Here is an 11,857-nt window from a genome sequence, read left to right as displayed (position 1 = left end):
ATGGATATTTCAATATTTTTTGAGCCAATAAAGCTCCAAAACATCAACTTTTCACCTGGAACTATCGGTTCTTTAACCCTTTTTAACAATGGACTTGATTTTCCTGATGTTTCTGGTTGTAAAATTGCAATAATTGGGGTAAATGAAGACAGGCGATCAATTGATAACCTAGGTTGTTCCCAGGCTCCGGATGCAGTTAGAAATAGCCTTTACAAGCTTTATCCAGGTGCAAATCATCTTGCAAGTATTATTGATCTTGGAAATATAAGTGCTGGACATACTGTAGAAGATACTTATTATGCCCTATCAAGTGCTATTTCATTTTTAATAAAAAACAATATAATGCCACTAATCATAGGTGGGGGACAAGATCTTACCTATGCCAATTACCTGGCATATGAAAATCTTGAACAGACAGTAAACATTGTCACTATTGATTCTTCATTTGATCTGGGTCCTGTTGAAGGCGATTTGAACTCCAGGTCCTATTTAAGTCAGATTATTCTTCATGAACCAAATTATTTGTTTAATTACAGCAATGTAGGTTACCAATCCTATTTGGTGGATCAAAATCTGCTTGAATTAATGGCCAAACTGAATTTCGATGCACATAGACTTGGACAGGTAAGAGATAACTTTGAGGAAGTTGAACCGGTAATAAGGAATGCAGATATATTAAGTTTTGATATTTCTTCAGTTAGATATTCAGATGCTCCAGGATGTAAATCATCTACACCTAATGGTTTTTATGGAGAGGAGGCTTGCCAGATTTCCAGGTATGCCGGAATGAGCGACAAACTTACTTCAATTGGTTTTTATGAGATCAATCCATTAAACGATATTAACAACCAAACTGCACATTTAGTCTCACAAATGATTTGGTATTTTATTGATGGATACTGTAACCGGAAAAAGGATTTTCCAATCGGTGAAAAATCAGATTATTTAAAATACAGGGTTGCAATAAAGGACAATAAACACGAAATTATTTTTTATAAAAGCAATAAAAGTGATCGATGGTGGATGGATGTGCCTTTTCCTGTAAATAAAAAAGTTAAATACAGTAGGCATCATTTAGTTCCATGTTCCTATAAAGACTATCAAGTTGCCTGTAATGATGAAATGCCAGATAGATGGTGGACCACCTATTTGAAACTAAGTTAGCCAACTTTTTAGATGTTATTAACAATTAATTATTAAAAAAATTTTTTTTAGAAATTTATTATATCTATTTTAGCAACCTTATTTGTGTATAGTAGGGTGTAGGAGTGCCTATAAAATCATTAAAACAAGATAAATATAATATATGAAGAAAATAATTATCTCTTTGTCACTTCTATTTTCAACGGCAATTGGCTATTCTCAACAAGATGCCCAATTCAGTCAAAACATGTTTAACAAACTTGCAATTAATCCTGGTTATGCGGGCAGTAGTAATGCCATTTGTGCAACTCTACTGGGAAGACAACAGTGGGCAGGCTTTGGGGATGGAGCTCCAAAAACCTTTCTTCTTAGTGTGGATGCCCCAGTTAAAATGCTTCGTGGAGGGGTTGGATTAAATGTAATGCAAGATAAAATTGGGTTTTTTAATACCAGTATTGTGAATTTTGGCTATGCATACAGACTTGCACTTGGTAATGGTATTTTGGGAATAGGAGCCAATGTAGGTTTTATATCTCACGCAATTAAAGGTAGCTGGAGAGCAATAGATGATTATACTCAGGATTCATCTATTCCTAATGAAAGTGTAAGTGATATGGTACTTGATGCTTCATTTGGATTGTATTATAACATTGGCGAACAATTATATGTAGGACTATCTTCAACAAGACTTCCTGCATCTACTGCAGATGCCATCGGAGGATCAGCCCCTAATAATTATTCTTTAAATTTTGACTTCGCAAGACATTATTATATAATGGCAGGATATTCTGCAAGATTAACTGACGAATTAGATATTAAACCATCTGTTTTTATTAAAACAGATGCTTCCAGCACACAATTAGACTTAAATGTGAATGTTTTATACAATAAAATGGTTTGGGCGGGGTTGTCATATCGTATGAAAGATGCTGTTGTTGTATTGCTGGGATTTCAGCATCAAAGTGGGGTGAAAATAGGATATGCATATGATTTCACAACTTCAGGTATGGCTAGGTCAGGCGAAAACAATAAAAGAGTTAATACACATGAAATTATGCTTGGTTATTGCTTTATAATACCTGACAGACCTAAAGTTTCAAAACACCGGAACGTTAGATTTTTATAAATTTTAATTTTTTTGTAACAAAAAACAATATACTCCGTTAAAAATCTCACTTGTAATAAATCATCATACTAATTGTATGGTGATTTTGTTTCTAAGAAAGATTTATGGAGAACTTATTCTTAAACTAGGGAAAGATGAAAAAAATTCTCATAATTATATTTGGCGCTGCTCTTATCGCAGGATGCGGTAACCCTAATCAAGGCCAATTGGTCGGAGTACAGGGTCGTGAAGATTGGTTTCAACCCGATCCGTTTGGAATGGTTTATATTCCAATGGGAAGTTATAACATGGGCCCTAGTGATCAGGATATGCCTTATGCTCAAACTGCACAATCTAAAACTGTTTCTATTCAAGCATTTTATATGGATGAAACAGAAATTACAAATAACGAATACAGACAATTCGTGTATTGGGTTAGAGATTCCATTGCAAGAAGGCTAATGGGTGAGGAGGATGAAGCTACATATTTAATTACCACTGATGAATACGGAGAAGATATAGACCCTCCAAATATTAACTGGGATGCTAAATTGCGTTGGGATAAACCTGAAGTTAGAGAAGCAACCATTGATATGTTTTACCCGGAAAATGAGCGTTTTTACAGACGTAAAGAAATTGATACCAGAAAACTTGATTTTGAGTATTATTGGATTGATTTGCGTGAAGCAGCAAAGCGAGAAAATCGTGAACAAGGCAAAACCGACAGATCTGTATTCATTAAAAAGGATATAATTAATGTTTATCCTGATACCCTTGCCTGGATTCATGATTTTACTTATTCTTTTAATGAGCCAATGACTAATATGTATTTTTGGCATCCTGCTTTTGATGAATATCCTGTAGTTGGTGTGAATTGGAAACAAGCACGCGCATTTTGTATATGGAGAACACAATTGTTCAATAGCTATTTGGCTTCTATTGGAAGCACATTTGTTCAGGATTTTAGATTGCCAACAGAATCGGAGTGGGAGTATGCATCAAGAGGTGGTTTGGATCTTTCTCCATATCCTTGGGGCGGCCCTTATATTAGAAACAGCCGTGGTTGCTTCCTTGGGAATTTCAAGCCTTTAAGAGGTAATTATGTTGATGATGGAGGATTTCATACTGTAAAGGTAACTTCATACTCTCCAAATGATTACGGTTTGTTTTGTATGTCAGGAAATGTATCTGAATGGACAAACAATGCTTTTGATGAATCCGCATATAATTTTGCTCATGACCTTAACATGGATTATCAATATGATGCAAAAGATACCGATGCTGAAACCTTGAAAAGAAAAGTTATTAGAGGTGGTTCCTGGAAAGATATTGGATATTACCTGCAAAATGGAACCCGTACTTATGAATATCAAGATACCGCAAAATGTTATATTGGCTTTAGATCTGTAATGACTTATTTAGGCAGGGCTAAAGGGGATGATTTATAACTAGCATAAAAATAGTTCACAAAAAAAATCGAGTTTAATTCTAACATTTATTAATACCAATTTAAAAAAAAACACATTATGGGATTCATTTCATCACTTCAATCAAAAGGCGGTAAAAAATTCATGGGTTACTTATATGGCTGGGGAGCTGCTATTGTAATCGTAGGTGCGATGTTTAAAATTCAGCATTGGCCATTTGCAGGCCCTATGCTTGTAGCAGGATTGAGTATTGAAGCTGTTATTTTCTTTTTCTCCGCTTTTGAACCTATTCACGAAGATCCAGATTGGAGTCTTGTATATCCTGAATTAAGAGGAGAACATGGACATGGTGGGCATGATGAATTTGCAGTAGAAGAGGAAGAAACAGGAACCATTACTGAACAACTTGATAAAATGCTTGAGGAAGCCAAAATAGAACCAGAGTTATTGGCTAGTCTTGGAACCGGCTTGAGAGCATTAAGCGATCAAACATCTAAACTGAATAACATTACTGATGCATCAGCTGCAACTACCGAATTTGTTAGTAACATTAAATCTGCTTCAGGTTCAATGAAACAACTTGATGAGTCTTATATAAAAGCATCCGAGTCATTGTCTTCTCTTTCAGTATCTTCTGAAAATGGAGCTAATTACAGTGAACAACTTGCAAAGGTTTCCAAAAATCTTGCTGCTTTGAATTCTGTTTATGAATTACAATACCAAAGTTCTAACGATCAATTGCAGGTTACCAATAAAATGTATGATGGAATTGGACAACTTATGCAAAATCTAAATGATTCTCTTGAGGATACCCAGAAGTATAAAGAAAATATAGCTGATTTAGCTAAAAATCTGGGTGCCTTAAATACAGTTTATGGCAATATGCTTAATGCAATGAATGTTAGAGCATAATCCATTCAAATTCCAAACAGAATCATAATTAATCTTAATATTTTAACTCTATAATAATTTTTAAATAATGGGAGGCGGCAAATTACCACCACGGCAGAAGATGATCGGAATGATGTACCTTGTGTTGACGGCACTTCTGGCAATGAATATATCCAAAGACATTTTAAATGCCTTTGTTATGATCAATGACAGCTTGGAAGCTACAAATATTACATTTGGAAGTAAAAACGATGTAGCATACAGTGCCTTTGATAAAGCATATGCTGAAAATAAGGATAAGGTTAAGAAATATTGGGATAAGGCAAATGAGGCAAAAAAATTATCAAAGGAATTAATTGATCATATTGACCAAATTAAGTTTAAATTAATTAGGGCAACTGATAAAATTGATCCATCTATTCCTGATGATTCTTTGAGTCTTACCAAAGTAGAGGCAAAAGATGATTATGGTACTCCTACCAATATTTTAATTGGAAGTGAACCAGCATCTCCAAGAACAGATGAATTTAGCGCCAATGAGTTAAAACTCAAAATCGAGTCATTCAGAGGAAAAATGTTAGAGCTTATTGATGAGAAATATAGGTCAAACATGAATATTGGACTTGTTTTAGAAGGTGCCAATCAAAATGGAGTTAATGTTGGCTGGGAGGTTTTAAACTTTGATCACACTCCATTAGCAGCTACTGTTACCATTTTATCTAAACTTCAAACAGATATAAGAAATGCTGAATCCGATATAGTAAAAGCACTTTTTAGTGAAGTAGATGCTGGGGATTTTAAATTTGATGTGGTTGTTGCCAAAGTTATCCCCCAATCAAATTACGTAATATTAGGTGATTCCTTTAAAGCAGATATTTTTGTTGCTGCGTACAGCAGTACTCAAAATCCTGAAGTTTTAGTAGGTGAATTAGATACGGTTTCATATCAGTTTAAAGGTGATCCATCTGCAGTTAATGTAAATAATGGTATAGGTAAGTTCAGCAGGAAAAGTGTAGCTGAAGGACCTCAGACTGTAAGAGGTATTATAAATATTAAAGCTCCTGACGGTACTGTTAAACCTTACCCTTTTAAAACTGAATATATGGTTGCTAAAGGCGGTGTTGTTGTTTCTCCTACTAAAATGAACGTGCTGTATATTGGAGTTGATAACCCTCTAGATATCTCTGTTTCGGGAATAGCTGCCGAGAACATAGTTCCAACATTAGCTGGAGGTACACTTTCTGGTTCTAGAGGAAAATACATCGCAAGAGTACAAAGTGGAGTTAAAGCCACAGTAAATGTTTCTGCAAAAATTGGTTCAGCTACTACTTCTATGGGAAGTGCTGAATTTAGGGTTAAAAGGGTACCGGATCCAGTTGCTATGTTTGCTGGTAAAAAAGGTGCAGCTAATATTTCAAGAAGTGATTTAACAACAGCACTTGGTGTGATTGCCGATCTTGAAAATTTTGATTTTGACCTTAAATTTAAAGTACTTGAATTTGATATTACTGCAACAATTGGTGGTTTTGAACAGAATAAAACCTCAAAAAGCAATATGATTACAGAGGAACAAAAATCTCTGTTGAAAAGTGTTAAACCAGGTGCGAAGGTGTATATTGAAAATATTAAAGTTAAAGGTGAAGATGGTACCATTAGGACCTTAAGCCCAATTAACTTAAAAGTAATGTAATTTAAACCATTGGAGGGCGCTATATGAAATTTGCCAGATTATTATTAGCAGTAACTGTATTTGCAGCTATACCATCTTTGCTTGAAGCTCAGGTTTTGGATGGACTTTACGTAAAGGAACATACTCCTACCCGTAACCCAATTCCTTATACAAGTTTACGAGAGGCTGATGTAATGTGGAGCCATAGGATTTGGAGAACAATTGATTTAAGAGAAAAAATCAATCACCCTCTTTATTATCCTAATGAGCCTGTTAATGGCAGAATGTCGCTTTTTGATGTTATTAAAAAGGGAGTAAATGAAGGCTCACTGTTGGCATTCGATAATACTCAAGATGATTTTAGGGTTCAACTCACCAAGGCCCAAGCTCTTGAAACAATGTCGAAAATTGTTACCAAGCAAGCGGAGGATCCAAATAATCCAGGAATGTATTTCGAAGTTATTGATACCAATAATGTGGAATCAAGGGATGTTATTCAATATTTAATTAAAGAAGATTGGTTTTTTGATAGGCAACGTTCTGTTCTGGATGTTAGAATTATTGGGATAGCACCTATTATTATTACTCGTGATGCGGATGGTGCTGAAAGGGGAAAAACTATGCTTTTTTGGTTGTATTTCCCAAATTGCAGAGAAGTGTTTGCTAATGCAGAAACCTTCAACCGCACCAATGATGCAGAGCGTAGAACTTACGAAGATATTTTCTGGAAAAGAATGTTTGGTAGTTATATTACTAAACAAACAAATGTTTATGACAGAGACATCGCTTCTTATAATACAGGACTTGATGCATTGCTTGAGGCCGAAAAAATTAAAAACGATATTTTTACAATGGAAATGGATATGTGGCATTATTAAAAGCTTAACTAGATTTATAAAAAGGGGCTCTGTCGTTTAGATTGAGTCCCTTTTTTTATTTGTTTATTTCCCTGCCTCTCTCTCTTATAAATATTTATACCACCTTCCTTGTATTAAATACATTAAGCCTTTTTAGATTAAAAATGCACTATGGTTCCTATGAGGCCAACAAGTTTAAAATAAACCACTTTTGAAAACGTTGCATTGTTAATATAAACTTTAATACTACTGGTTATGAATATTGTAAAGCCCATCTTAGTTATTGCTGTTGTATTTATTACTACTTTTTCATATGCACAAGATCAAACAATGAAAGTGATTGAGGATGGTATATATGAAAAACTGAATAACAAAGAAAGAGAACCTATTTCTTATACTAGTTTACGCGAGGCAGATGTAATGTGGTCAAAAAGGATATGGAGAAGGATTGATCTTCGAGAAAAATTGAATCATCCCTTATACTTTCCAAATGAACCCTCAAATGGTAGGAAATCTCTTTTTGATGTTATTGTTGCAGGTATTGAAAATGGAGACTTATATGCTTTTGATCCTGCAAATGATGATTTTAGAACACAGTTAACAAAGGATCAAGCACTTGAAGCTCTTCAAAAAATTACAATAAAACAAGTAGAGGATCCGAATAATCCGGGTGAATTTTTTGAAATTACTGATACTATCAAAATTGAATCAAGGGATGTTATTCAATACCAACTTAAAGAAGACTGGTTTTTTGATAAGCAACGGTCTGTTATGGATGTTAGAATAGTTGGTATAGCACCTATTGTAATTACTAAAGATGATGAGGGATTTGAAAGAGGAAAAACAATACCATTCTGGTTGTATTTTCCAAACTGCAGGGATATTTTTATTAATGCCGAAACATATAACCGTAATAATGATGCGCAAAGAATAACTTACGATGATATTTTCTGGAAAAGGATGTTTAATAGTTATGTAGTAAAAGAATCAAATGTGTATGACCGGGCTGTTGAAGATTATTCAACAGGCCTTGATGCTATACTTGAGGCTGAAAAAATAAAGGAAGATATTTTTAATTTTGAGCAGGATCTATGGCATTATTAGATTTATAGCCTATTTGTCAGAATTTTTGCTTCCTTTTTCACTAATATATACTATGATCCTCTGTAGATAGTTCTTATTTTGTACTTTTGCAGAATTTTCAATTATATAGATGATATCAGTTAACCAACTTTCCATACATTTTACCGGCACCAGTCTTTTTGACAATGTATCTTTTATTGTAAACACCAAGGACAGGATAGGACTTACCGGGAAAAACGGTGCAGGCAAATCAACACTATTAAAAATTCTTGCCAAACAAATTGAGCCTGAAAAGGGAAATGTAGCTATCCCCTCAGGTGGAACAATAGGATACCTTCCACAGGAAATGGAACACAATAATGGCAAGACTGTTTTTGAGGAAACATCAAGTGCTTTTGTTGAGGCAAAAAAGCTTCAGAGGGATCTGGAATATTACAATGAACAACTCACTTCAAGAATTGATTATGAGTCGGAGGGATATTATGATATCATTAATAAGCTAAATGAAGCCAATGAAAGATTTTCAATGATAGGCGGATATTCCATGGAGGCAGATATTGAAAAAATTCTTCTTGGATTAGGTTTTAGTAAGGATGATTTCAACCGTTTAACGGATGAATTTAGTGGTGGGTGGAGAATGAGAATTGAGCTTGCTAAAATACTTCTTCAAAATTCAGATGTTTTATTGCTTGATGAACCTACAAACCACCTTGATATCGAATCCATTCAGTGGCTTGAAGAATTCCTGCTTACCTATCGCGGAGCTGTTGTTCTTGTATCTCATGATAGAGCATTTCTTGATAATGTTACCACCCGGACAATAGAAATTTCCCTGGGGAAAATAAATGATTATAAAGCATCTTACAGTAAATATATCGAATTAAGAACCGAGAGAAGGGAACAACAATTATCTGCGTTTAAAAATCAGCAAAAGCAAATTGAGGAAACTGAAAAATTTATCGACAGGTTTAGATCAAAAGCTTCTAAAGCTATACAAGTGCAATCAAAAATAAAGCATTTGAATAAAATAGATCGTATTGAGGTTGATGAGGAAGATTTACAAACCATAAATTTTTATTTTCCACCCTCTCCTCGTTCAGGAAAAGTTGTGGTGCTGGCCGAAAACCTAAAGAAGCAATACGATAATCATGTAGTATTAAACAAAGTTGATTTTGATATTGAAAGAGGTGAACGTGTTGCATTTGTAGGAAAAAACGGACAGGGGAAATCTACTTTAAGCAAGTTAATTGCTGGACTGGAAAAAAATGAAGGTAAACTGGAACTTGGACATAATGTTGAAATAGGATATTTTGCCCAAAATCAAGCTGAATCCTTAGATGGTAATAAAACAGTGTTGCAAACCATTGAAGATGCAGCAAGAGGCGATATGCTTAAAAAGGCACGTAGCCTTTTGGGATCATTTTTGTTTAGTGGAGATACGGTTGATAAGAAAGTGAAAGTTTTATCAGGTGGTGAAAAATCAAGATTGGCAATGTGTAAACTTCTTCTTGAACCAGTAAATCTGCTGGTGTTAGATGAGCCCACTAATCACCTTGACATGCGATCTAAAGACGTCCTGAAGAATGCACTGATGAAATATGACGGAACATTAATTGTAGTTTCTCACGACAGGGATTTTTTGCAAGGCTTAACCAATAAGGTTTTTGAATTTGCCGGAGGAAATATTAGTGAGCATTATGGTGATGTTTATGAATATCTTGCAACAAGAAAATTGAGTACTTTGCACGAGCTTGAACAGGTTGAAAAGAAAAATCAACAGGAAAAAATTTCTGAAGTTAAAATTGAAAAACCAAAATCCTCTGATTTATCCAACGAGGATAAAAAACTATTAGAAAAGGAAAATAAGCGTTTAAGCAACCAGATTGGCAAATCAGAAAGGGAAATAGAAAGACTGGAAAAGGAAATTGCTTTGAATGATGAAAAATTACAGGATTCTGAGCAATACAAGCTAATGATGAATGATAAAGTTTTTTTTACTGAGTATGAAAAATTGAAAAAACAACTTGAAGAAGAACTGAATTTGTGGGAAAAACTACAAACAGAATTAGAAGGGATTCAGAAATAATTTGGGAATTAAATTTTAGCTTCTAATGCAAACCTTAATCTTTCACTATTCGGCCTGGTTTAATCCTAAATTATTCAAGGAGTTTGTGTATCATCTAACAGAGTAAACACGATTATTTATTGTGCCTCCAGCAGTCCATGGTATGATCATTTACAATTCCCGTAGCTTGCATGAATGCATAGCAAATTGTAGAGCCTACAAATTTAAACCCATGCTTTTTCAATTCCTTGCTCATTTCGTCTGATTCTTTTGTTTTTGAAGGAATTTCATTTATGTTTTTCCATTGATTTGTAATCGTTTTATGGCTTGTGAATTTCCAGATAAATTTATCAAAGCTGCCATATTCTTTTACAATTTTTAAGAAGGAATCAGCATTCGATATTGCAGCCATTATTTTTAATCTGTTGCGTATAATGCCCTCATTTGTCATTAAACCCTGAATTTTTTGCTGATCGTATTTAGCAATTATTTCAGGATAGAAATTATCAAAAGCCTTCCTGAAATTTTCTCTTTTTTTTAAAACTGTAAGCCAATTAAGGCCTGCCTGAAAAGTTTCAAGCAAGAGCAGTTCAAATAATTTTCTATCATCATGAACAGGTATTCCCCATTCATTATCATGATAATCAATATACAATTGGTTGTCAGAAACCCAGGGGCAAATCGTTTTCAATGCGTTTTTGTCATGTTTTCCGGGATTACAAAAATATAATCAGCCATATTTAAATATTCTTGGGAAAGTGAATCAATGTTTAGTTGTTCAACAGAAGCAATTGTTAAAATGTTAAGTTTAGTTTTTTCTTGTTTTAAATACCAATAAATACCTTCGAAATTATTTGAATGGTATGATCCATGGTAATGAATAAATGTATATGCAGGCTTGTAGTTTTTTAAAATAAAATGGGACATGGTAGCATCTTTTAATGCTTGAGATTTAGGCAAATTCTCACCACCATGGCCACCGGCAGCCTTAATGATTTCACTGTAACCCTTTAATGTGGAATCATACTTCATTGGTAGAGGGGCAATCCATTGTTTTGCATCATTGCTTAAACTTTGAAGTTCGTCAATTCCTTTACTGTATACCATACTGGCATATCGTCTTGGAACATTTGTGGCTATAAAAGACAATTTATTTTCTTTTGCAAAATTCACTAATGGCTGATAATCTGTATTGTGATTTGTCCATAATTTAGCTTCAGCCTTGAAATTTTTTTCGGTTATTTTTCCTGTCAGATATTCATTAAGTAATATTTGATTATCCGCTTCAAGCATTTCAGCCCCCATTATTAAATTTGGTTTTTTCTGATATAAATCTTTTGTCAATTCAAGCTGCATCCAATGAATAACAGGGTTGTTATGAAGCTCCCCAAACAATATTATTTCAGCTTTTTGGGAGGCAAGTAAAACATCAGAATAAGATACTTCCTTTCCTTTTGAATCGTATATTTTATAAGTGTCCTTTTTGTTTTTAAAAGAAAAGGACACCAGAATAACTACTACAATAAATATAGCAGAAAATTTGGAAATGTTTTTCATGACTTGAGTTTGTTAAGATTTTATTTATTATTGTTTTTCTATTGTCAAGCATTTTCACAT

Annotated in this window: 10 protein-coding genes; 8 read left to right on the top strand and 2 right to left on the bottom strand. The window is 34.0% G+C overall.

From position 1 onward, the window contains the following. The 8 genes from H0V01_01655 to H0V01_01620 all read left to right on the top strand — a co-directional run bounded on the left by H0V01_01655 (window position 1) and on the right by H0V01_01620 (window position 10,261). Complete coding sequence (locus H0V01_01655; GenBank protein MBA2582074.1) at window positions 1–1,164, top strand: formimidoylglutamase; 1,164 nt, start codon at window positions 1–3, stop codon at window positions 1,162–1,164. Between the two features lie 142 nt (window positions 1,165–1,306). Next, a complete protein-coding gene (locus H0V01_01650) occupies window positions 1,307–2,269 on the top strand; it encodes a type IX secretion system membrane protein PorP/SprF (GenBank protein MBA2582073.1) in 963 nt (320 codons plus the stop codon). A gap of 134 nt (window positions 2,270–2,403) precedes the next feature. Beyond that, on the top strand, window positions 2,404–3,696 hold the full coding sequence (locus H0V01_01645) for an SUMF1/EgtB/PvdO family nonheme iron enzyme (protein ID MBA2582072.1): 1,293 nt from the start codon (window positions 2,404–2,406) through the stop codon (window positions 3,694–3,696). A 78-nt stretch (window positions 3,697–3,774) separates the two neighbouring features. Continuing rightward, window positions 3,775–4,587: a gliding motility protein GldL gene (gene gldL / locus H0V01_01640; protein MBA2582071.1), complete on the top strand. Its 813-nt coding sequence runs from the start codon at window positions 3,775–3,777 to the stop codon at window positions 4,585–4,587. A gap of 67 nt (window positions 4,588–4,654) precedes the next feature. After that, window positions 4,655–6,256: a gliding motility protein GldM gene (gene gldM / locus H0V01_01635; GenBank protein ID MBA2582070.1), complete on the top strand. Its 1,602-nt coding sequence runs from the start codon at window positions 4,655–4,657 to the stop codon at window positions 6,254–6,256. A gap of 23 nt (window positions 6,257–6,279) precedes the next feature. After that, window positions 6,280–7,113, top strand: a complete 834-nt coding sequence (gldN, locus tag H0V01_01630; GenBank protein MBA2582069.1) for a gliding motility protein GldN — start codon at window positions 6,280–6,282, stop codon at window positions 7,111–7,113. A gap of 234 nt (window positions 7,114–7,347) precedes the next feature. Beyond that, entirely contained in the window at window positions 7,348–8,196 is an 849-nt protein-coding gene (gene gldN, locus H0V01_01625; protein MBA2582068.1) for a gliding motility protein GldN, read from the top strand. A 109-nt stretch (window positions 8,197–8,305) separates the two neighbouring features. Continuing rightward, window positions 8,306–10,261, top strand: a complete 1,956-nt coding sequence (locus H0V01_01620; GenBank protein ID MBA2582067.1) for an ATP-binding cassette domain-containing protein — start codon at window positions 8,306–8,308, stop codon at window positions 10,259–10,261. A 112-nt stretch (window positions 10,262–10,373) separates the two neighbouring features. Here H0V01_01620 and H0V01_01615 read toward each other — a convergent pair whose 3' ends face one another. Both H0V01_01615 and H0V01_01610 read right to left on the bottom strand, forming a co-directional pair. Beyond that, a complete protein-coding gene (locus tag H0V01_01615) occupies window positions 10,374–10,931 on the bottom strand; it encodes a DNA-3-methyladenine glycosylase I (GenBank protein ID MBA2582066.1) in 558 nt (185 codons plus the stop codon). Continuing rightward, on the bottom strand, window positions 10,928–11,797 hold the full coding sequence (locus H0V01_01610) for a ChaN family lipoprotein (GenBank protein MBA2582065.1): 870 nt from the start codon (window positions 11,795–11,797) through the stop codon (window positions 10,928–10,930). The genes H0V01_01615 and H0V01_01610 overlap by 4 nt, the downstream gene beginning before the upstream one ends. Between the last annotated feature and the right edge of the window lie 60 nt (window positions 11,798–11,857).

The sequence above is a fragment of the Bacteroidota bacterium genome, assembly GCA_013696965.1.
Taxonomy (GTDB): Bacteria; Bacteroidota; Bacteroidia; order JACCXN01; family JACCXN01; genus JACCXN01.
This window is presented reverse-complemented; position numbering and strand designations above follow the sequence as displayed.

Coding starts and splice junctions, on each gene's coding strand:
- gldM (MBA2582070.1), top strand. CDS start 4,655: ATGGGAGGCGGCAAATTACCACCACGGCAGAAGATGATCGGAATGATG.
- gldN (MBA2582068.1), top strand. CDS start 7,348: ATGAATATTGTAAAGCCCATCTTAGTTATTGCTGTTGTATTTATTACT.
- H0V01_01655 (MBA2582074.1), top strand. CDS start 1: ATGGATATTTCAATATTTTTTGAGCCAATAAAGCTCCAAAACATCAAC.
- gldN (MBA2582069.1), top strand. CDS start 6,280: ATGAAATTTGCCAGATTATTATTAGCAGTAACTGTATTTGCAGCTATA.
- H0V01_01645 (MBA2582072.1), top strand. CDS start 2,404: ATGAAAAAAATTCTCATAATTATATTTGGCGCTGCTCTTATCGCAGGA.
- gldL (MBA2582071.1), top strand. CDS start 3,775: ATGGGATTCATTTCATCACTTCAATCAAAAGGCGGTAAAAAATTCATG.
- H0V01_01650 (MBA2582073.1), top strand. CDS start 1,307: ATGAAGAAAATAATTATCTCTTTGTCACTTCTATTTTCAACGGCAATT.
- H0V01_01610 (MBA2582065.1), bottom strand. CDS start 11,797: ATGAAAAACATTTCCAAATTTTCTGCTATATTTATTGTAGTAGTTATT.
- H0V01_01620 (MBA2582067.1), top strand. CDS start 8,306: ATGATATCAGTTAACCAACTTTCCATACATTTTACCGGCACCAGTCTT.